Genomic DNA, 21394 nt, shown 5'->3' with positions numbered 1-21394 from the left:
GCAAGGCTAAAGCTAAATGAGCGGAAAAACAATCAAAACATCAGCCAGCCAAGAGAAGTCTCATTTAGAGAAAAACAGCACAAACACTGCGCCAGTCGATATTGACAGCCTAAATCGCAATCAAATCCACGTTGAAATGAAAACGCCACCCTCAAATTGGATTTATCTGAGTGTGGCGTTCAACAGATTCACTGTAGATTAACGGCGATCTTAAATTACTTCACATCACCCGCTTCTAGCGCTGCGGCACGCGCTGCCAGCAAGGCGGCTTTTTCAGCAGCAACACGGTCGGCTTCTACTGCGGCGACTTCACGGGCGACTTTTTTCGCTGCTTCCAGATAATCCATAATCGCGTAAGTCAAATCGCGGCAACCTTCGCCCGTCAAACCGGCAATCACAAACAAACGTGGTTTTAGCGGCTCAAAATCGGCATACGGATTTTGTACGCCCGCATCCCAACCGTAGGCTTCCAAGAAGGCATTAACGCGTTCTTCGCGCTCGTCTTCTGGAATCATGTCGACTTTATTGAGCACCAACCAACGCGGTTTTTGATGCAAATCTTCATCGTATTTACGCAGCTCTTCAACAATCGCTTTAGCTTCAGCCACTGGATCGGTATCGGCATCAAATGGCGCCAAATCAACCAAGTGCAACAAAATCCCAGTGCGTTGCAAATGCTTTAAAAAGCGATGGCCAAGACCCGCGCCATCACTGGCACCTTCGATCAAACCCGGCACATCCGCAATCACGAAGCTGCGGTTTTCATCGATACGAACCACGCCCAAATTCGGGTACAAGGTCGTAAATGGATAGTCAGCCACTTTCGGTTTGGCGGCCGACACAGCACGAATAAAGGTAGATTTACCCGCATTCGGCATACCGAGCAGACCGACATCGGCCAAGACTTTCAATTCCAAACGCAAATCACGGCGCTCGCCTTCAAAACCCGGTGTCGTTTGGCGTGGTGCGCGGTTAATCGACGATTTAAAGTGCAAGTTACCAAAACCACCGGTACCGCCTTTGGCAATCGCAATCCGCACGCCATTACTGGTCAAGTCGGCAACAACTTCACCGGTTTCAGCGTCGGTAATCATGGTGCCGATTGGCATGCGCAATTCGATATCGTCGCCGCCTTTACCGTAACAATCCGCACCGCGGCCATTGTCGCCATCACGGGCTTTGTATTTCTTTTGGAAGCGGTAATCGACCAGCGTGTTGATGTCTTCGTCGGCAATCGCCCACACCGTACCGCCTTTACCACCGTCGCCACCATCAGGGCCGCCACGGGGAACGAATTTTTCTCGGCGCATACTGGCCGAACCATTGCCACCTTTACCGCCAATGGCTTCAATTCGAGCTTCATCAATAAATTTCATCATTTTCTCCTACCGATCTCGGCGCAGGCTCTGGGGTATTGCACTGCAAGCGAAGTGGCTTGACGCATAGAGCTATATACATCACAACTTTATCTGGCAAACCGCTTAGACTCAAATCCGTATCGTATTTATAAAACAAAAAAAGCCCTATCGCAGAGACAGGGCTTTCAAACCTACCAAAGAAGCCGCTAATTAAGCAGCAGCTTCTTCTTCGCCAACGTATGGCAATACAGTTACAGTGCGGCGTTTCAAAGCGCCCTTCACTGCGTACTGAACATAACCATCGCACTTAGCGAATAAAGTATGATCTTTACCCATGCCAACATTGTCACCAGCGTGGAATTCAGTACCACGTTGACGAACAATAATTGAACCTGCAGGGATCAACTCGCCGCCGTATACTTTGATACCAAGGCGTTTTGATTCAGAATCACGACCGTTACGTGAACTACCACCAGCTTTCTTATGTGCCATTGTTTAAGCTCCTTAATTAAGCGACGATAGCGTCGATACGGATTTCGGTGTAGTTCTGGCGATGACCAGCACGACGCATGTAGTGCTTACGGCGACGCATCTTGAAGATGGTAACCTTTTCGCCACGACCATGAGAAACCACAGTTGCTTTGATGGAAGCACCGGCCACCACAGGGGTACCGATCTTCACTGCTTCGCCGTCTGCAACCATCAATACTTCTTCGAGTACGATCTGGCTGTCAACGTCTGCAGTAATCTGTTCTATGTTTAATTTTTGGCCGACGACAACTTTATACTGCTTGCCACCGGTTTTTACGACTGCATACATAACAAGCTCCTAGGGAGTTTGGCCCAACACGCTGCACAAACGCTAGCGTGCCTTCCCAAATTGGGAATCGGGCATTCTACAAACGTTTTCCAATTGAGTCAATGACTTATTGATTCACAGCCCATGACCCCCACAAACTGCACCGCAAGCGCCAATCTCCTGTGAAATCAAGGCGCACGTCAAAAACCAATCACATGCACTCTAAAGTCATTTCGCCCTAAACGACGGCGCACCGCCCTCGATTTACGTCCTATTTAGGCACGCAAAAAAAACGGCGATGGCATCCCGCAATGAGCAAGGCGGCGGGATGGTGGCTTTTCTGCTAAAATCGCCGGATTATTTTTAATGGCGGCGTGCACTCCTTTGCACCGCGGCTTAATTTCTAGGGTGAACCCAGCGTGTCGATGAAGTTTGTTAAATCGGTAGTTGATGCCGATATGGCCTCAGTAGATAGCGTCATTCGTGAGCGTTTATATTCAGAAGTCGTTTTGGTCCGCCAAGTGGCCGAATATATTGTTGCTTCAGGTGGTAAACGCCTGCGTCCAATGATTGTGCTGCTCGCAGCACAAGCGCTGGGCTACCAAGGCAATAAGCACCATGAACTCGCTGCGGTAATCGAATTTATTCATACCGCGACACTGCTGCACGACGATGTGGTCGATGAATCAAGCCTGCGCCGTGGCCGCGATACGGCCAATGCTTTGTTTGGCAACGCCGCTTCAGTCCTAGTCGGTGACTTTCTCTACAGCCGTGCTTTCCAAATGATGGTTGGCTGCGGTTCGATGCGCGTGATGGAAGTACTGTCAGACGCCACCAATATCATCGCCGAAGGCGAAGTGTTGCAATTAATGAACATCGGCAACACCGATGTTGATGAAGAAGATTATCTCAAAGTCATCCGCTACAAAACCGCCAAGCTTTTTGAAGCTGCGGCGCGTTTGGGTGCAATTTTAAATAACAGTGATCCAGCGATTGAAGACGCCATCGCTCGTTACGGCATGCATTTAGGTACGGCGTTTCAAATTATTGACGACGTGCTTGATTATTCAGGCCAACAAGAAGAAATCGGCAAATCACTGGGCGACGACTTATCTGAAGGCAAGCCGACCTTGCCATTGATTTATGTGATGAAGCACGGCGAACCCGACGCCGCTGCAGTCGTCAAAGACGCGCTCGAAAACGCCAAGCGTGAAAACTTCGACGCAGTCTTGGCTGCCGTTCAGCAAACTGGCGCGCTTGAATACGCGCGCCACACTGCCGAGCAAGAAGCCGAACGCGCCAAAGCGTGTTTGGCCAGCTTGCCGGACAATCCATTTACGCAAGCGCTGCACGCGCTGGCAAGCTTGGCGATTGATCGAAATAGTTAATCCATCTTGCGATGATGGACATCAGCCTAAGGTACGCCTTAGGCTTTTTTACGCCTGAACCCTATCGAGGTATGGGCAGCCGTCAAGAATCGACTTATAGTCTTTACTCTTTTCTTGGGGTGCTTTGACATGAAACACTGGTTTTTATCGCTCTGTTGTCTGGCGCTTTGGCCCAGCATGAGTGCTGCCGATTCGTTTCGTCTGGCTGCTGCTGCCAATTTACAAGCCGTCACGCAAGCTTTGAGCAAAGACTTTTCGCAAAAAACCGGTCATCAGTTTCAAACTAGTTTTGGCGCTTCAGGCAAGTTATTTGCCCAAATTAGCCATGGCGCGCCGTTTGATGTCTTAATGTCGGCCGATCTGAAATACCCACAAACATTACTTGATCAAGGCGCTGCCATCGCGCCACTGGTGCATTACGCCAATGGGGTGTTAGTGCTCTGGAGCCAGCAAGCGAGCATCCCTAAAGATTGGCAAGCTTGGTTGCAATCGAGTGCAGTACAAAAAATTGCCATTGCCCAGCCCGAAAGCGCGCCATATGGCCGAGAAGCACTGCGGGTGTTAAGCGAGCTACCGCAATTTCCGGTACTCAAAAGCAAGTTGGTGTATGGCGAAAGCATTGCTCAAGCCAGCCAGTTTATTGCCACTGGTGCGGCGCAAGCCGGTTTTAGCGCCAAATCCATCGTCAGCAACCCCGATCAAAGCCAAAGCGGTGCTTGGATCGAAATCCCACAATCGGCGCATCAAGCCATCGCCCAAGGCGCAGTGCAAACGCGCTTCGGTAAAGACAATGCCGCCGCCAAAGCCTTTGTACGTTATTTGCAAAGCCCTAGCGCCCAGCAAATTTTGCAGCACTATGGTTATTTGGTACCACAACGATGAATCGACTGCCTGCAACCTTAACGCAAATCGAAGTTGATGGCGGCATGGCATTTATTGCTGCCGATTATTTGCAATATCGATTCAGCGCCATGCTGCTCGGCATTCAAGATGATGTTGCGCAATGGCAAGTGGGTCACGCCGTTGAGCTGGCTTTTGCGGAAAACGACGTCGCGCTTGCTGTGGATTTACAGGGGCAAATTAGCCTGCGGAATCGCTTTCACGCCCAGATTGAACACATTGCAAACAGCTCACTATTAAGTCGGGTTACGCTGCGTTTTGGTGAACATACCTTGCACGCCTTAATTACCCGCTCATCGTGTGAGTCGCTGGGTTTACACTGCGGCCAAACAGTTGAATGGTTACTTAAATCCAATGCCATGCAGGTGAGCCGTGCTTGATCCACAACCCTTATTACTCACGCTAAAATTAGCGGCGCATACGACGATTTTACTCACCATCGTGGGTATTCCTCTGGCGTATTGGTTGGCTATGGGCCAGAGCCGTATACGTTACATAGTTGAAGTCATCACTAGCCTGCCCTTGGTGCTACCCCCAACGGTGCTGGGCTTTTATCTCTTGCTGCTATTTAGCCCGACCAGCAGCGTCGGCGGCTGGTTGGTCGCTCATTTTAATGTGCATCTGGCTTTTTCTTATGCCGGCTTAGTCATTGGCTCCATGCTGTTTAGCTTACCGTTTATGGTGTTACCGCTGACCAGTGCTTTTCGGCAACTCTCACCCACCCTACTCGATGCCGCACGCACGCTAGGCAAAAGCGAAAGCAATATCTTATTTCGCGTCATATTACCCAATTGCCAAATGGGCTTAATCAGCGCGCTGATTTTAACTTTTGCGCATACGGTGGGCGAATTTGGCGTGGTGTTAATGATTGGCGGCAATATCCCAGGGCAAACGCAAGTAGCATCCATTGCGCTGTATCACGAAGTTGAAACCCTCAATTACAGTGCCGCGCATTTATACGCCGCAGTGCTGGTGGGCTTTTCTTTTGTGGTGCTAATGGCGCTGCGCTTAATCAGCGGAAAATCCCGCCATGCATAATCTCTATCTTGACATCCAAACCCCAATGCAATCGGCGCATGGCGCTCGATTATTGCAAATCAAAACGCAAATTCAAGCCGGCAGCATTACCGCAATTTCGGGGCCGTCTGGCGCTGGCAAATCAACGCTATTGCGACTGATCGCCGGATTAAACACGCCGCAGCAAGGCGAAATTCGCTACGGCGATCAATGCTGGTTTAACGGCAAAACGTGCGTTGCAACTCGGCATCGCCACGTTGGCATGGTGTTTCAAGACTACGCGTTGTTTCCCAACCTCACCGTGCGCGCGCAACTGGCTTACGCTCAGCAACAACGTAACGATGCGCAGATTGATCAGCTGATCGAACAAATGGGTTTGCAGCAATTGGCTTCGCGTAAACCTGAGCAACTTTCTGGCGGCCAACAACAGCGCGTGGCGCTGGCTAGATCATTGGCTGCTGAGCCAACAATCCTGTTACTTGACGAAGCGCTATCGGCGCTAGATCGCAGCCTGCGGGATGAATTGCAGCAGCATTTACTCAATTGGCAGGCGCAATCGGGCGCAATGATCATTGTGGTTAGCCATGATTTGGGCGAGATTTTTCGTTTAGCCAGCCGCGTTATTCAACTGGAAAATGGTCAAATGATTGCCGACGGCACGCCTGCTGCCGTATTGCTGCCACAAAGAGCCAGTGGCCGTTTACAACTGATGGGAACTTTACTCGCAATTGAATCGGCTGGCGTAGCGGCACTACTCACCGTAGCGTGTGGTAACGAAACCGTGGCAACGTTAGTTAGCCCCGAAGAAGCCGCACGCTACAACATCGGGCAATCGATCTCGCTCACGGTCTCGGCGGCCAATGCTTGCGTCAGTGCTGTGAATTGATGGTGTACCTAGGGTAAACGCTCGGCATTGACTAAGCGGTAATACAAAATCGTCGTGGGTAACCACGTGAGTAAATCATCAAATTCAGCGTCAGGCGTATCTTGCACAAAGCGCGGCGTTGCGCCATCGGCGATGGCATCGCGGTTTTCTAGCTCGTCGGCGCTACTCCCTACGCCATTGGGCCCTCCGGAAAACACCACTGCTGCCGCATCGTCGATGCGTTTAATCGCACTCACCACTTGCCCATCGCGGCGACTGGCGGAATAGACTGAGATTTTCCCCGGTGTGGCCAAAGTAAAACAAGGTTTCATCGCCGAGCTGCCACAATTGGGCGTACCGGCATCATCTCGCCCGGCCAAATCATTGGCATAACTACTGCCTGCTCCGCCCGTGGTCGATGTCGTCACCTGATATTGCAAACGGCCACCCCATGCATCCAATTCAGGCAAGCCCAAGTCTTGCCATGGCAAATCGCCAAATACCAAGCTGCAGCGATAGGCATTGGCCCCTGCGCCATTGCGCGCTTCTTTGCCGGCATTGGCCGCGGTATTGGCCAATGTCGGGTCCGCTGGGCAGGGCAGGCGATTATTAATCAGCGCAAAACCAATCAGCGCCTCATTGGCAGCGCGCAGCATCTGCTGCGTTTCATTCCAACGGCGTTGGCTGATTTGTACATTGAGCGCCCCCAAACCGGCAGCCATCAAAATACCGATAATCAGCAAAACAATCGCCATCTCCAGTAGCGAAAACCCCGCCTTTTTATGCATCATGAGCATGTTTTTTTCCTTGCGCTACAGACGCCCAAGCGGCAGAGATACAGCACATCATTACTACTGCATGACGGGCTGACGTACTGCCGATCTAGCGGGTTGAGCCAATGCGTTTAATTTTGGCTATCGTCCAAATACAGTGTTAAATCGCTGCTGGCATTGGCCGCCAAATTCGGGCTAGGCGCTAAATTATTCGCTCGCTGCACTCGGCTAGCGCCCGGAATAATCAACATCGCCTCGATACTGGCATCCACCACGCCATCGATCATAAAAGGGGCCGCGCAACTATCACCTTGCTTGACCGCGTAAAAAACCGCCCGATGCCAAATATTTTGTAAAAACCACTGCACCAAACCATTGCTTGCCGCCAACGGGAACACCCCTTGCCCAGTCCAGCTATCGCTAGCGCGAGGCAAAATACCGGCGCATAAATTCGCTTGGCTAGCGCAAGATAAAGACGTGGTATCGGGTTTATTGTTGCGGCAGCTGGCATCGGCCAGTAGATTGGCCGGATAAGGATAAGGCGCGGGCGTTGATACGGGTAAACTCGGCAAAGCAATTTGATACGCCTGCCAATAGCGTTTTAATTGGGCCGCCGCCTCGAGTGCCAATCGATGCGTAGTGCGATCAATCAATTCTCGTCCAGTAATCACGCCAACTTGATCATTAAATGTCTCACTCATCGCAGCAGCAATATAAGGCCCGCCCAAGGTGGCGTTATTTTGTCCCTGACTGCCTTCCAAATATTGATTTACCGCCCACGGCGCGGCGCGCACTTGATGACTTAGCGCTGGGCCCGCAGCAAAAATCAGCGCCGCTGGCGCTTGGCCATTATCACTATGCCGCGTGACGCCATCGGCGGCATAGAGCGATAAATTGGCAAGACTATCGCTATTAACGCGCCGTGCTTGAGTGGCGCTGGAGCGCACGGCAAAAGCCAAATCGACGACATACCATAATGGCTGGCCATCGCCATCCAGCAGCTTAGGGATGCCCAATGTTTTCCACGGTAATAAGCCGATGCGGTTAGCAGCATTACTGCCATCACAACTGGTAATCGACACGCCCTCAAACGCGCCACTGGCGCCAACCGCAGCCGGACAAGGTAATTCTGCTGGACTTAAAGCGCGTCCGCCCGCTGTGCCCTCGCGGCTTAATGACCACGCCAGCAGCGCTTGTCGGGCGGTGGCAATAGCTAAACGACTGTTGTCACGGCGCTCATCGGGCTGATAACGCATTTGTGCCACAAGCGTTGATGCCAGCACCAAAACCATAAGCAGCATCAGCACCAGCAACGTGGCACCAACTTGCTTATGGTTTTTTTTCTGACAATACATGGGCGGCTAGCCTGTTTATTTCAGCAAGCTTAAACCATAGAATACGCGGCATAAAAAAACACCCCAATGGGTATTGGGGTGTAGGTTTTTTTAGATGCTGCCTAGCGGGCTATACCCTCTAAAACTTGGCGATGTTCAGATTACGTGTTGATGATTTTAAGTGCCTGCGGCACATTGTTTTACAGTCGCAGTCCGCGACGGGGACCCCAACTCTTTGTCCGCCAAAGAGTTGGGGGAAAAGAAAGGCGACCCGAGCGCGCCCAGCTCCGCTGTGCCCTCGATTGTCGTGAGCCAAACGATAAAACCGTTTGTCTCTCTCCTCACTCGGTGCGCTTAGACGGGATTTTAAGCCCCAGCTCGACGAGCGCGGCACAGCATCAACACCAAATCTGAACATTACCTAAAACTTAATCGGGAAAGCCATTTGGATTTTGGCTTTGCCAGCGCCAGCTATCATTACACATGTCTTGCAAGGTTTTTTCTGCGCGCCAGCCCAGCTCAGCCAACGCCTTGCTCGGATCGGCATAACACGTGGCAATATCGCCCGCGCGGCGCTCAACAATCGCATACGGCACCGAATTGCCACTGGCTTGCTCAAACGCTTTCACCATATCGAGCACCGAATAGCCAACGCCAGTACCTAAACTCACCGTGATATTGCCCGGCTGGGTTTCGAGTTTTTGTAGCGCTTTCACATGGCCAATCGCTAAATCCACCACGTGAATATAATCTCGCACCCCGGTGCCATCGGGCGTGGCATAGTCGCCACCAAATACCGACAATTGCGCGCGTTTTCCCACTGCCACTTGCGCCACAAACGGCATCAAATTATTCGGAATCCCTTGTGGATCTTCACCAATCAGGCCCGATTCATGCGCGCCAACCGGATTAAAATAACGCAGCAAGGCGATATTCCATTCTGGCTCGGCAACGCGCAAATCGCGCAAAATGTCTTCCACCATCAATTTGCTGCGCCCATACGGATTGGTCGCCGATAGCGGGAAATCTTCTAAAATTGGCACTGCGTGTGGGTCGCCATAGACGGTTGCGCTGGATGAAAACACCAGATTTTTAACGTTCGCAGCCTTCATCGCGTCAAGTAAACGCAAAGTGCCAACGACATTATTGTCGTAGTATTCCAGCGGTTTGGCGACCGATTCACCGACGGCTTTCCAACCGGCAAAATGCACCACCGCGCTAAAAGACCAGCGTGCAAAAACGGCATCGAGGGCTGCGCGGTCACGCACATCAGCTTTAACCCATTCAATGGCTTGGCCGGTAATGGTTTGCAAGCGCTCAAGCACTTCAGGTTTGGCATTATTAAAATTATCTAAAATGACCGGTTTAAAACCTGCTTTGACCAATTCAATATAGGTATGTGAGCCGATATAGCCCGCACCGCCGGTTAGCAAGATATACATCGATATTTCCTAAATATTTAAACTCAATTTGATCAGCAAAAGAGCACCGGCTGCGCCAGCAATTAACTACGCTCTTGCCGCCATAAGAAAAACACGGCCATGCTCAATAACACCAAGGTTGGAAATCCAGCCGCCAGTACCGCTGGCAAGTTATACAGCTCGCCAACATAGGTCACCAATTGGCTACCAAAGTTAAAGCTCACCCCCAATAAAATCCCGAGGAAAATTTTAACCCCGACATTCCCCGCCCGACGTTGTGCCAACGCAAACGGCAGTGCAATCAACATCATCGATAAGCAGGCTAAGGGGTAAAACAATTTGCCCCAAAAGGCTAATTTATAGCGCTGGGTACTTTGTTTATTGTTTTCCAAATGGCGAATATAGGTATTGAGCGCATCCACCGACATTTCTTGCGGTTTAACCATTAACACCGCCAACATATCGGGATTAACCGAGCTTTGCCAAACCTGCTCTTTGATGGGGGTCACTTGCACTTTGGGTTCGGAGAAATCAGTACGCTGCACATCCGTGAGCTGCCAGCTGCCATTGTTTTGATATTTAGCTTTATTAGCGTCCAGTATATAAGCGAGCTTCGCGCCGTCGCCCAGCTGATAAATCCGCACTTTCTCTAGCGTCATATCTGGATTCATCACCGAAACATTGATGATTTGCTTTTCATCTTTGACCCAGACGCCAGACTGAAACTTACCCAGCAACACCGATTGCTTGGCCTCAATTTGATAGCGCTTGGCGGCCTCAGAACTCATCGGCGCGAGGTATTCGCCCAAGAGATACGTCAATACCGCATAGCTGGCACCACACACAAGCAACCAAGCGCACAGCCGAATGATCGACACCCCGGCGGTACGCATGACGGTAATTTGCGAGGTATCGGCCATACCAGACAAGGCAAAAATACTGCCAATTAACACCGCAACCGGCAGCAATTGATACAAACGACTAGGCAAAGTCAGTAAGACATAGATCAAGGCATCTTTGAGCATATAGCCGTCTTTGCCCACGTCGCGCAGCTCGCCAATCATGTCAAAAAAGATAAAGATACCGGTTAAAACCACCAGCGTAATCAGCACATAGCCAAATACGGCACCAAATATATAACGACCCAATCGACTCATGACCTTAACCTCGTACGCGGCTGCGCCACCAGAACAAACCGATGGTCAGCAAGGCCACCAAACCATGCAAAGGCCACATCCCGATTTGCGGTGAAATTTTGCCTACGGCAATCCAAGCTTGCATGACATTAATGCCGTTGTAATAACCAAACGCCAATAAAGCGGCAATCACCAAATGAAAGCCACGGCCGCCACGCGGATTGGAAAATGCCAACGGAATCGCCGCCAACATCAACAAAAAGGCCTGAATCGGCAACGCCATTCGCCAAGCCAATTCGGCTTGATATTCCCGCGAATCACTGCCCCATAATTTGGCGGTACTCATCGCCGAGGTGGCCGGATTCACCACCACTGGCGACGGGTCTTCAACACGCACACGGCCTTCTTTAAAAGTTAAAATATCGTATTGTGGCGAGCCGCCGGGGGCTTTATAAGCGGTAGCGTCTTTGAGCCACATCCAACGATCGCCCATTTCATCGACAAACAGGCCGCCTTGCTCGGCCAGCACGGTGGAGATTTTGCCGTCTTGGCGAATTTGCACAAAGACGTTCTCGCCCTCATTACGATCACCGGAGAAGTTTTCAATAAAATACACCCGGTCAGCGCCACGTGACTCACGAAAAATCCCCGGCGACACTTGTGAGACTTCTTCGTTTTTTAAACTGGCATCGCGATATTCTCGCCCTTTAAGCTGAGCCCACGGCGATACATACAGGGCCAGCAAGGCGATTAAAATCACCACCGGCACGCCCATTTGCATGACCGGTAAAATAAAGCTGCGAATCGAGCGCCCAGCCGCAAACCAGACGACCATTTCGTGGTCTTTCCACAATCGGGTCAGCACCGTCAAAATGGCGATAAACAACATTAAAGAAAATAAAATCGGGAAATAACGAATCGCTGCAAAGCCCATCACCGCCCAAACAGCCGAAGACGCTAATGCGCCAACCGCGGCCTCTCCGAGCAAACGAACGACTTGCGAGGTCATGACAATGACCAGTAAAACCACGAATAGCCCAAATGCCACCCAGGTCATTTCATAAATAAGTGTTTTTCGAAACAGCATGGCGTATTTTAATCTGTCTTTTGACTTGGCCCGAGGGTCAGTGAATAATCAGTGAACTAGAGCAAGGTTTGCTCAATGTCTATTAGCGCAAGACCCAATAAGGAGTCCCCCGTGGAATTTACCATAGTTTCCCCTGCCCCCGAGCATGCAGATTGCGTCGTATTACCCGTTCTAGGCGAAAAATTACCCAGCTTTGCCAAAGAGCTCGATATTAGCTGCGGCCATTTATTCACCACGGCGATTCAAGATGGCGAATTAGCCGCCAAAGTCGGCAGCACGGTTTCACTCGGTCTGCCAGTGAGTTTGGGCTATAAGCGCGTTTTATTAGTGCAACTGGGTAAAGAGCCCAACATCAAAGCCATTCGTGACGCGAGCCGCGCCATTGCCAAGGCCTTATTGGCCAGCAAAAACAAAACCGTTTGCTTGGCGCTGTCTTTAGCGCAGTTTAAAAAACAAGACAACGAAATCCTCGCTCAAGAATTAGTCCAAGCTTTAATGCTAGAAGCTTATCGTTTTGAGCAGTTTAAATCTGAGCCAGCCCCAGCGGCCACACTCGAAATCGTAAGCTTAGTCGCACCGAAAAAAACCGACATCGAGCCAATCGAAGCCGGTTTAGTCTATGGCCTAGGTATTGGCCACGGCATGAATCTAACTCGGGACTTGGGCAACTTACCCCCTAATGTTTGCACACCAAGCTACTTGGCTGCCACCGCACAACATTTAGCCCACACCTATGATTTCTCTTGCCATGTGTTAGAGCAGCCAGAACTCGAAGCGCTCAAAATGGGCTCTTTCCTCTCGGTCGCCAAAGGCTCAATCGTGCCACCACAATTTATTGTGATGGAATACCAAAATGCCGATAAAAAAGTCGCGCCAACGGTGTTGGTCGGCAAAGGGATTACTTTTGATTCTGGTGGTATTTCACTCAAGCCCGGCGAAGGCATGGACGAAATGAAATACGATATGTGCGGCGCAGCCACGGTGCTCGGAGTGTTTCGTGCCGTTGCCGAGCTCGATCTCAAAATCAATTTAGTTGGCGTGATTCCGGCGTGTGAAAACATGCCCAATGGCAACGCCGTCAAGCCCGGTGATATTGTCACCAGCATGAGCGGGCAAACGATTGAAATTCTCAATACCGACGCCGAAGGCCGTTTGATTTTATGCGACGCGCTCACCTATGTTGAGCGCTTTGAGCCGGCGGCCGTGATTGATATTGCCACCCTGACTGGCGCTTGCATTATTGCCCTGGGCCACACCACCACAGGGCTGTATGCCAATAACGAGCAATTGGCTGCTGATTTACTCAGCGCTTCACGCCAATCGGATGACAAAGCCTGGCAAATGCCATTGTTTGACGAATACCAAGAGCAATTGAAATCGAACTTTGCCGATATGGCCAATATCGGTGGCCGTCCAGCTGGCTCGATCACCGCTGCTGCGTTCTTGTCGCGCTTTACCAAAAAATATCATTGGGCGCATCTGGACATTGCCGGCACCGCGTGGAAATCAGGCGCAGCCAAAGGCGCTACTGGCCGTCCTGTACCCTTACTCGTTGAATATCTACGCGCGCAACAAAGCTAAAAGGAGTGAAGCGCCGTGTTGTTTTTCAGCACGGCGCACAACAGCATGACTGAAATTTCATTTTATTTTAATGTGAATAACCGAGAATCCGCGCTGTGCCAATTAGTGGGTAAAGCGCTGCTGCAAGGCCATCGCATGTTCATCTTAACCGGCTCAGAAGCCGCAACCAGTGTATTGGATCGCATGCTATGGGAAATCCCACCGGCCGGATTCTTGCCGCATTGCCAAGCCGACGCCGAGTTTGCCGAACAAACGCCGATTATTATTGATCACCGCGTTGAATTAATTACGCCGCGCAGCCTGCTATTTAACTGGACTGAACGTGTAGCCCCCCGTTTTAGCGAATTTGAGCGTTTAATCGAAATTGTCGACAGCGACGAAGCACTCAAAGCCGCCGCACGCAGCCGCTGGGCCGCGTATAAAGCGCAAGGCTTTACCCCCAATGCAACCGACATGCAGGAGCTACTCAACCGTGGCCGAACAGAATCTACCGCTCAATGAAGACACGGTAAGCCCTTTATTTAATAAAATGGACGCCCTCATGGCGCGCCATCGTAGCCCTGCGGGAAAAGCTCAGGATGAAATTCCCGTTCTCACCGATCTCGCGCCCAAATTAGCCGAAATCCCCGTACTCACCGATGTGATTAGCCAAGCAGAACTACTGCAAAAAATCGAACATATCGAGCGCAGTCTCAGCAGCGTTGAACCGAGCAGCGCAGCCCTTCGCGAGCCGCTTCAAAATCGTGGCATTCCGATTTTAATGTTCTCTACGCTATCGGCCCCCGATAGCGAACTGCAATTTACCCCGCCACCGCTCATCTTCACCCAGCATGAGCCCGCAATGCCAATCAGCGAACCTGCTCAAGCCCCCGCCGAACCCATTTTTTTTGACTTGCCGCGCTTAGACATCGCCGCCATCGAAGACGATATACCGCTCATTCCAGCCAGCAAACCGGTGGTCGTGGCCGTTGCCACACCATTTGAATGTGTTGCCGATGACTTAATCATTGATTTTTCCACTCCAATCGACAGCCAATTAAACGCCGAATCAGTTGCCGTAGAACTCGCTCCCCCACCAGCGCAGCCCGCATCCGAGTTAGCATCCGAGTCGGTAACACCGCCCGCCATCGAGACCAGCACCAGCCGCCAGCCCACACGACTGGTTGCCACCAGCACGCTAGTTTGGGAAGACGACGTCGAAAGCGAGCCGCAAGCACTCAGTACGCCAGACGAATCGCCCAGCGTTAACGCACTCAGCGAAGCGGCCATCGCTGACATTACCGCCATCGTCGGCGCCCAACTGGCCGTCGACATCGCCAGCGAAGTCGAGCAATTAGCCCGGCAGCATTTCTCTAAACTCATGGCGCAATTTTACGGCGACACGCTGCGCGAACTCACCAGCAACATCAGCCAAGAACTAGAAACCCACCTCGCCCCCAGAATTAGTGAATTAGTCAAACAAGAATTAATCAGTCAAGGGCTGATCCGCGATGAAATTTAAGTCTGGCCAAGTACAATCATTCGATTAATTTGAGTGATTGTGCATGAACTTAATGCAATACAACTCGCATTCACCGTGGATTTTTCTAAGTGAATCAGATCGCATAGGATCCATACCTGTTCGCTTAAGCATTATTGATTAACAAGGGATAAGTGATGCCAGACGTCTCAAATTTATTGATGTTCGGCCTTCTTGCATTGGGAATGGTTTTAACCCCAGGGCCAAACATGATCTATCTAATATCTCGCTCTATTTGCCAAGGTCGGCGCGCAGGATTCATATCTTTAGGTGGTATTGCTTTAGGCTTTGTCTTCTATATGCTCTGCGCTGCATTCGGCATTACTGCGCTTGTCTTTGCAGTGCCCTATGCATACGACGTTCTTCGATTCGGCGGGGCTTTATACCTACTCTATCTTGCTTGGCAAGCGATCAAACCGGGTGGCCGTTCTGCTTTTTCTATACGCGAACTCCCCGTTGATACACCGAAAAAACTTTTTGTTATGGGCTTTATCACCAACATCGCCAATCCCAAAATAGCCATCATGTATCTATCCTTGCTCCCACAATTTATTTCGCCAGAGCATGGTAGTGTTCTCATGCAGTCCTTGGTGCTTGGCAGTATTCAAATTTCGGTCAGCCTCATTGTCAATGCACTGATCGCCATGATGGCCGGGACTCTCGCTACTTTTCTATCAGGACGCCCGCTGTGGATCGTCGTGCAGCGCTGGATAATGGGCACTGTTTTGGCCGGATTGGCTTTTAGAATGGCTTATGAGTCAAGACATTAAAGTTTAGTGGGTACTACATCCCTACGATATTGATTGTGCCGTCAACGTTAGCCGTCATTGCGTAAAAAAAATTGCCGCAGGGTTTTTTTTGCGGCATTCCCCATTCGCGCCAAGCAAGCTTTATAATCTACGGTTTCGCTTTAACTGAGCATGCACCATGGAACTCGCCAAGAGCTTCGAGCCACAGAATATTGAATCGCATTGGTACCCGTTTTGGGAAAGCCAAGGCTACTTCCAACCGAGCATGGACCTTGCTCGCGAGGCATTTTGTATCCAATTGCCACCGCCGAATGTCACCGGCACGCTGCATATGGGCCACGCGTTTAACCAGACCATCATGGATGGCCTAACGCGTTACCACCGCATGCGCGGGGACAATACCTTGTGGCTGCCAGGCACCGATCACGCCGGTATCGCAACGCAAATCGTGGTAGAACGCCAGCTAGATGCACAAGGCATTAGCCGCCACGACCTCGGCCGCCCGGCTTTCTTAGAAAAAGTCTGGGAATGGAAAAAAGAATCCGGCGACACCATTACTAGCCAAATGCGCCGCATGGGCTCGTCGGTTGATTGGAGCCGCGAATACTTTACGATGGACGACAAAATGTCGACCGCCGTCGTTGAAGCGTTTGTACGCCTATTTGAAGAAGGCCTGATTTACCGCGGTAAACGCCTATCAAACTGGGATGCCAAACTCGGCACTGCTGTTTCTGATTTGGAAGTGATTTCCGAAGAAGAAAACGGCCATATGTGGCATATCAAATATCCGGTTGTTGGCAGTGATGAGTTCATCACCGTCGCCACCACGCGTCCGGAAACCCTCTTGGGTGACGTGGCCGTCGCGATTGCGCCAGATGATGAGCGCTTCTTGCATCTGCTTGGCAAAATGGTTGAATTGCCGCTCACTGGCCGCCAAATCCCCGTCATTGCCGACGAATACGTTGATAAAGCCTTCGGTACTGGTTTTGTAAAAATCACCCCAGCGCATGACTTTAACGACTACCAAGTTGGTAAACGTCACAACACGCAGCTGATCAATGTGATGAGCTTGCAAGCGACGATTTTGGCCAAAGCGCAAGTATTTAGCTTTGAAGGCGCGAGCCTCGGTAGCCTTGAATTGCCAGCCGCGTATGCGGGCATGACGACAGCTGAGGCGCGTAAAGCGATGCTCGCTGATTTGGATGCGCAAGGTTTGTTACTTGACACCAAACCGCACAAATTGATGGTGCCGCGTGGCGATCGTACTGGCACGGTGATCGAGCCTTTGCTGACCGACCAGTGGTTTATGGCCATGACCAAGCCTGCCGCTGATGGCCAAAGCATTACCGAAAAAGCCCTTGAAGCCGTTCACAGCGGCGAAGTGCAGTTCGTACCGAATGACTGGGTAAATACTTATAATTCATGGCTCAATAACATCCAAGATTGGTGTATTTCTCGCCAACTCTGGTGGGGTCATCAAATCCCTGCTTGGTATGACGAAGACGGCCAAGTCTATGTCGCGCGTACTGAAGCTGAAGCGATTGCCAAAGCCGGCGGTAAATCGGTAACGCGTGATAACGACGTGCTTGATACGTGGTTCTCATCGGCACTGGTGCCATTCTCTAGCCACGGTTGGCCGAATGAAACACCGGATTTGAAAGCCTTCTTACCCTCTGCGGTGCTGGTGACGGGCTACGACATTATTTTCTTCTGGGTAGCCCGGATGATTATGATGACCAAGCATTTCACCGGCAAAGTGCCATTCAAACACGTGTATATCCACGGTTTGGTGCGCGATGCGGAAGGACAGAAAATGTCCAAATCCGAAGGTAATGTACTCGATCCAGTTGATTTGATCGATGGTATTGCGCTAGAGCCCTTGCTAGAAAAGCGCACTACGGGATTACGTCGCCCAGAGAACGCGCCGAAAGTCGCCGCCAAAACCGCCAAGGAATTCCCAGAAGGGATTCCAGCGTATGGCGTGGATGCACTGCGCTTTACGTTTGCGTCACTGGCGTCACTCGGTCGGTCGATCAATTTTGACCAGAAACGCTGCGATGGTTATCGCAATTTCTGCAATAAAATCTGGAACGCGACGCGCTTTGTGATGATGAATGTCGTCGACAAAGATTGCGGTCTCGAAGCGGGTGCAGAGCTGGAATACAGCTTTGCCGATGAATGGATTATTTCTCGTCTGCAAGAAACCGAGCAAACCATGACCACCGCGCTCGATACCTTCCGTTTCGATTTGGCGGCACAAGCGATCTACGAATTCACGTGGAATGAATATTGCGATTGGTATATCGAGCTGGCCAAAGTACAAACCCAGCACGGCACCGAGCCACAGCAACGTGCAGCGCGCCGTACTTTGATTCGCGTACTTGAAACCATCCTGCGCCTGATTCACCCTATCATGCCGTTTATTTCGGAAGAAATTTGGCAAACCGTCGCACCATTGGCGGGCAAGAAAGATACCGAGTCATTGATGATGGCGGCGTGGCCTGTAGCGGACGCCAGCAAAATCAAACCCGAAGCCGTGGCAGCGATGACTGAGCTCAAAGCAATTGCCTTTGCAGCGCGGAATTTACGCGGCGAAATGGGCCTGAGCCCAGCGCTAAAAGTACCGATGTTTGTTGAAGGTGGGCCAGAGCTGCAAAAATACGCCAAGTATTTGCTGCCGCTGGTGAAGTTGTCAGAAGTAAATATCGTTGCTGCATTGCCAGAAGGCGATGCGCCGGTAGCCATGGCTGGATTAGTCTCGGGTACGACGCGCTTGATGCTGAAAGTCGAAATCGATAAAGCCGCCGAAACCGCGCGCTTAAATAAAGAAATCGGCAAAACCAGCGACGCGCTAGAAAAACTCGTCGCCAAGCTAGAAAAGCCCGGCTACACCGAGAAAGCGCCAGCGCATTTGGTGGAGAAAGACAAAGCGCAAGTGATCGAGCTACACGACAAATTGCACAGCTTGAATGTGCAAGTAGATAAATTGAAATAAACCATCCACCGAAAATCAAAGGCCACTCGCAAGAGTGGCCTTTTTTAATTCATCGCTCAATTGAGCACAGATTATCGGCAGCGCAAGGTGGCAGAGCTGCCTTCACGGACTTCGGTTTTTTTCAAATCACCACGGCAAAAATATTCGATCTTGGCGGTTTTTTTACGACCATCCGCCGGATCGCCACACCACTGATTACCGGCTTTAAATTCATACGCCGTGCGTCCATTGGCTGAGCGAGCTAGGCGCTGGGTAAAATCACAACTGCCGCGCGATGCGCCATACGTTGCGCGTGAAATGCGAATTTCACGATTTTTATTGCCATTGTTATTGTTGTTCCCATGGCCGCCGCCATTCATCATGCGAACCGCTTCACGAAAACCATCGCGAAAACCATCTTGATACTGCGAATTTTTACCACGTAACATCTGTTCTGGCATCCGTGGATCGGCCGCAATCACGGTGCTCGACAGTAAGACCAAGGCACAGCATAGTTTGAGTTTCATCATTGACCCTTCAATTGAAGGTCAAGATCATCAAGTTTGGGTAATAAGAAGGCAAGCGACATAATTACGATACTGTAATATTACAAACACGCTTATTTCAAAATAGAACTCAATCACCATGCTACTTGGCCATTTAAATCATTCCAACGGCGCCTTACCGGCCATCATCGAAACCGCACTCAATTATTTACGCCATACCGACTTTACGACCATGGCGGCAGGCCGCTATCCGCTCGATGGCGAGCGCATGATTGCCATTGTGCAAACACCAATGACCCAACCTTGGGAAACGGGCATGCCTGAATTTCATCAACGCTATATTGATATTCAATACCTGGTTGCAGGTGAAGAAGTGATTGGCTATTTACCACCCAATCGGGCGCTGAGCCTGAGTGTCGATCAACTGGCCGAGCGCGATATTGCTTTTGTTCACCCACAAGACAATGAATCACGGCTGGTGTTAAGCGCGGGGATGTATGCCATCTTTTTCCCTGGCGAATTGCACAAACCGTGTCGTGCGCTCAACACTCCGGTAAGCATAAAGAAAGTTGTGATTAAAATTGATATAAACTGCCTCAATTAAATATTTTTTAGGAGCACGGCATGAAACGATTATTCATTAGCGGGATTTTGGCTTTGTCACTCACCGGTTGCGGCTATAACGCATTGCAAGCACAAGATGAAACAGTGGCTGCGGCTTGGTCCGAAGTGCTCAATCAATATCAGCGCCGTGCCGATTTGGTGCCTAATTTAGTCAATGTGGTGAAAGGCTATGCCGCGCATGAAGAAAAAGTCTTGCTCGGTGTCACCGAGGCGCGCGCCAAAGTGGGCAGTATTCAAGTCACCCCTGAACTCGCCAATGACCCTGCCGCACTCAAGCGTTTTCAAGAAGCGCAAGCCGGTATGGGCTCGGCATTGTCGCGCTTGATGGCGATTTCGGAAAGATATCCCGACCTCAAAGCCAATGAAAACTTCCGCGATTTATCCGCTCAACTCGAAGGCACCGAAAATCGCATTACCGTCGCGCGCAATCGCTATATCCAAGATGTGAAAGCGTTTAATACCACCGCGCGCACCTTCCCGAACAACCTCACCGCAAAAGTGTTTGGTATTGAAGTGAAGCCCAACTTTAGCGTTGAAAACGAAAAAGCGATTTCAAGCGCGCCAACGGTGGACTTTAGTGGCGAGAAAAAATAATGCAGCGCCGCTGCCAATTATTGATCTACCTACTAGGTATATTGCTATGCCCTTTTGTATTTGCTGCCAACATAGCAATACCCCAACTTAGTGCCCGTGTTACCGATTTAACGCACACGCTCAATGCCCAGCAAACTGCGACGCTAGATCAGCAATTAGCCAGTTTAGAGCAGCGCAAAGGTAGCCAATTGGCGGTGCTGATTGTGCCAAGCACTGGCGACGAAAGCATTGAGCAATTTGCGATTAAAGTGGTCGATCAATGGCAATTGGGCCGCAAAAGTGTGGATGATGGTGTGCTGCTGTTGGTCGCCAAAGACGATAAAAAAGTGCGCATCGAAGTCGGTCGTGGTCTTGAAGGCGCTTTGCCCGATGTGGTGAGTAGCCGGATTATTCGCGAATTTATTTTGCCCGCATTCCGGCAAGGCGATTTTGTCGGCGGTATCGATGCTGGCGTCGCCAAAATCAGCGCAGTAATTGACGGCGAAGCGCTGCCGCCAGCAGCAGCGACGGCACCGGCCGCTGCCGCACCATTTAAAATCCTTGGCTTAGAGCCGCTGACATTGGCAGGGATTTTATTTGCTGGCTTTATTTTGAGCCAAATCGGCGGTCGCTGGCTAGGACGTGGCGGTGTAGCGGCAGTGAGTGGTTTTGCCGCCATCAGCACCGGCGCCCCGATCACGCTGGCTTTGCTGCTTGGCATGGGCATGGCGCTGACACTGAGTATTGTCAGTAGCCGTTTATTTATCGAACTCATCGGTTTGGTTTTAAG

At 50.8% G+C, this 21394-nt stretch carries 23 protein-coding genes; 14 read left to right on the top strand and 9 right to left on the bottom strand.

Annotation, left to right across the window (positions count from 1 at the left end; genetic code table 11):
- The first annotated feature begins 16 nt into the window (after positions 1–16).
- Positions 17–202: a hypothetical protein gene (locus tag Q0V82_RS12215; RefSeq protein WP_297576110.1), complete on the top strand. Its 186-nt coding sequence runs from the start codon at positions 17–19 to the stop codon at positions 200–202.
- Positions 203–215: 13 nt separating this feature from the next.
- Here the strand turns inward: Q0V82_RS12215 and obgE are convergent, their stop codons facing one another.
- The 3 genes from obgE to rplU form a co-directional block, all read right to left on the bottom strand.
- Positions 216–1376 (bottom strand): GTPase ObgE, encoded by a 1161-nt coding sequence (gene obgE, locus Q0V82_RS12210; protein WP_297576123.1) that lies wholly within the window; start codon positions 1374–1376, stop codon positions 216–218.
- 192 nt (positions 1377–1568) lie between these two features.
- Positions 1569–1850 carry a 50S ribosomal protein L27 gene (gene rpmA / locus Q0V82_RS12205; protein WP_173533190.1) on the bottom strand — a complete coding sequence of 94 codons (282 nt, stop codon included), beginning with the start codon at positions 1848–1850 and terminating at the stop codon, positions 1569–1571.
- A gap of 16 nt (positions 1851–1866) precedes the next feature.
- Positions 1867–2178 (bottom strand): 50S ribosomal protein L21, encoded by a 312-nt coding sequence (gene rplU / locus Q0V82_RS12200; protein WP_173533189.1) that lies wholly within the window; start codon positions 2176–2178, stop codon positions 1867–1869.
- 404 nt (positions 2179–2582) lie between these two features.
- On the opposite strand from rplU, the gene ispB reads away from it, so the two are divergent.
- The 5 genes from ispB (at position 2583) to Q0V82_RS12175 (ending at position 6348) form a co-directional block, all read left to right on the top strand.
- Positions 2583–3545: an octaprenyl diphosphate synthase gene (ispB, locus tag Q0V82_RS12195; RefSeq protein WP_297576122.1), complete on the top strand. Its 963-nt coding sequence runs from the start codon at positions 2583–2585 to the stop codon at positions 3543–3545.
- A gap of 129 nt (positions 3546–3674) precedes the next feature.
- On the top strand, positions 3675–4427 hold the full coding sequence (gene modA, locus Q0V82_RS12190; RefSeq protein WP_297576108.1) for a molybdate ABC transporter substrate-binding protein: 753 nt from the start codon (positions 3675–3677) through the stop codon (positions 4425–4427).
- A complete protein-coding gene (locus Q0V82_RS12185) occupies positions 4424–4825 on the top strand; it encodes a molybdopterin-binding protein (protein WP_297576107.1) in 402 nt (133 codons plus the stop codon). The genes modA and Q0V82_RS12185 overlap by 4 nt, the downstream gene beginning before the upstream one ends.
- Complete coding sequence (gene modB, locus Q0V82_RS12180) at positions 4818–5483, top strand: molybdate ABC transporter permease subunit (protein ID WP_297576105.1); 666 nt, start codon at positions 4818–4820, stop codon at positions 5481–5483. The genes Q0V82_RS12185 and modB overlap by 8 nt, the downstream gene beginning before the upstream one ends.
- A complete protein-coding gene (locus Q0V82_RS12175) occupies positions 5476–6348 on the top strand; it encodes an ABC transporter ATP-binding protein (RefSeq protein WP_297576103.1) in 873 nt (290 codons plus the stop codon). Before modB ends, Q0V82_RS12175 begins: the two co-directional genes overlap by 8 nt.
- A gap of 8 nt (positions 6349–6356) precedes the next feature.
- On the opposite strand, the gene Q0V82_RS12170 is transcribed toward Q0V82_RS12175, so the two are convergent.
- The 5 genes from Q0V82_RS12170 to lptF all read right to left on the bottom strand — a co-directional run bounded on the left by Q0V82_RS12170 (position 6357) and on the right by lptF (position 12078).
- Entirely contained in the window at positions 6357–7124 is a 768-nt protein-coding gene (locus Q0V82_RS12170; RefSeq protein ID WP_297576101.1) for a type II secretion system protein, read from the bottom strand.
- Positions 7125–7231: 107 nt separating this feature from the next.
- Positions 7232–8401 (bottom strand): hypothetical protein, encoded by a 1170-nt coding sequence (locus Q0V82_RS12165; RefSeq protein WP_297576099.1) that lies wholly within the window; start codon positions 8399–8401, stop codon positions 7232–7234.
- A 461-nt stretch (positions 8402–8862) separates the two neighbouring features.
- Positions 8863–9876 (bottom strand): UDP-glucose 4-epimerase GalE, encoded by a 1014-nt coding sequence (gene galE, locus Q0V82_RS12160; protein WP_297576097.1) that lies wholly within the window; start codon positions 9874–9876, stop codon positions 8863–8865.
- Positions 9877–9938: 62 nt separating this feature from the next.
- Positions 9939–11012 carry an LPS export ABC transporter permease LptG gene (lptG, locus tag Q0V82_RS12155; RefSeq protein WP_297576095.1) on the bottom strand — a complete coding sequence of 358 codons (1074 nt, stop codon included), beginning with the start codon at positions 11010–11012 and terminating at the stop codon, positions 9939–9941.
- Positions 11013–11016: 4 nt separating this feature from the next.
- Positions 11017–12078: an LPS export ABC transporter permease LptF gene (gene lptF, locus Q0V82_RS12150; protein ID WP_297576093.1), complete on the bottom strand. Its 1062-nt coding sequence runs from the start codon at positions 12076–12078 to the stop codon at positions 11017–11019.
- A 111-nt stretch (positions 12079–12189) separates the two neighbouring features.
- On the opposite strand from lptF, the gene Q0V82_RS12145 reads away from it, so the two are divergent.
- The 5 genes from Q0V82_RS12145 to Q0V82_RS12125 all read left to right on the top strand — a co-directional run bounded on the left by Q0V82_RS12145 (position 12190) and on the right by Q0V82_RS12125 (position 18922).
- Positions 12190–13659, top strand: a complete 1470-nt coding sequence (locus Q0V82_RS12145; protein WP_297576091.1) for a leucyl aminopeptidase — start codon at positions 12190–12192, stop codon at positions 13657–13659.
- 45 nt (positions 13660–13704) lie between these two features.
- Positions 13705–14160 carry a DNA polymerase III subunit chi gene (locus tag Q0V82_RS12140; protein ID WP_297576089.1) on the top strand — a complete coding sequence of 152 codons (456 nt, stop codon included), beginning with the start codon at positions 13705–13707 and terminating at the stop codon, positions 14158–14160.
- Complete coding sequence (locus tag Q0V82_RS12135; protein ID WP_297576086.1) at positions 14132–15160, top strand: hypothetical protein; 1029 nt, start codon at positions 14132–14134, stop codon at positions 15158–15160. Before Q0V82_RS12140 ends, Q0V82_RS12135 begins: the two co-directional genes overlap by 29 nt.
- Before the next feature lie 155 nt (positions 15161–15315).
- Entirely contained in the window at positions 15316–15948 is a 633-nt protein-coding gene (locus Q0V82_RS12130; protein ID WP_297576084.1) for a LysE family translocator, read from the top strand.
- A gap of 157 nt (positions 15949–16105) precedes the next feature.
- Positions 16106–18922, top strand: a complete 2817-nt coding sequence (locus Q0V82_RS12125; RefSeq protein WP_297576082.1) for a valine--tRNA ligase — start codon at positions 16106–16108, stop codon at positions 18920–18922.
- A gap of 71 nt (positions 18923–18993) precedes the next feature.
- Here Q0V82_RS12125 and Q0V82_RS12120 read toward each other — a convergent pair whose 3' ends face one another.
- Positions 18994–19431, bottom strand: a complete 438-nt coding sequence (locus tag Q0V82_RS12120; protein ID WP_297576080.1) for a hypothetical protein — start codon at positions 19429–19431, stop codon at positions 18994–18996.
- 115 nt (positions 19432–19546) lie between these two features.
- Between Q0V82_RS12120 and Q0V82_RS12115 the strand changes: the two genes are divergently transcribed.
- The 3 genes from Q0V82_RS12115 to Q0V82_RS12105 form a co-directional block, all read left to right on the top strand.
- Positions 19547–20011 carry a YhcH/YjgK/YiaL family protein gene (locus Q0V82_RS12115; protein ID WP_297576078.1) on the top strand — a complete coding sequence of 155 codons (465 nt, stop codon included), beginning with the start codon at positions 19547–19549 and terminating at the stop codon, positions 20009–20011.
- 20 nt (positions 20012–20031) lie between these two features.
- The gene (locus Q0V82_RS12110; protein ID WP_297576077.1) at positions 20032–20625 is read left to right on the top strand and encodes a LemA family protein; all 594 of its coding nucleotides are present in this window, start codon (positions 20032–20034) and stop codon (positions 20623–20625) included.
- The coding region (locus tag Q0V82_RS12105) for a YgcG family protein (RefSeq protein ID WP_297576075.1) at positions 20625–21394 on the top strand (770 nt) is incomplete at its 3' end. The genes Q0V82_RS12110 and Q0V82_RS12105, both read left to right, overlap by 1 nt.

The organism is uncultured Deefgea sp. (genome assembly GCF_947072475.1).
GTDB lineage: Bacteria > Pseudomonadota > Gammaproteobacteria > Burkholderiales > Chitinibacteraceae > Deefgea.
The sequence above is the reverse complement of the archived record's forward strand: the minus strand, read 5'-3'. Positions and strand labels throughout refer to the sequence as shown.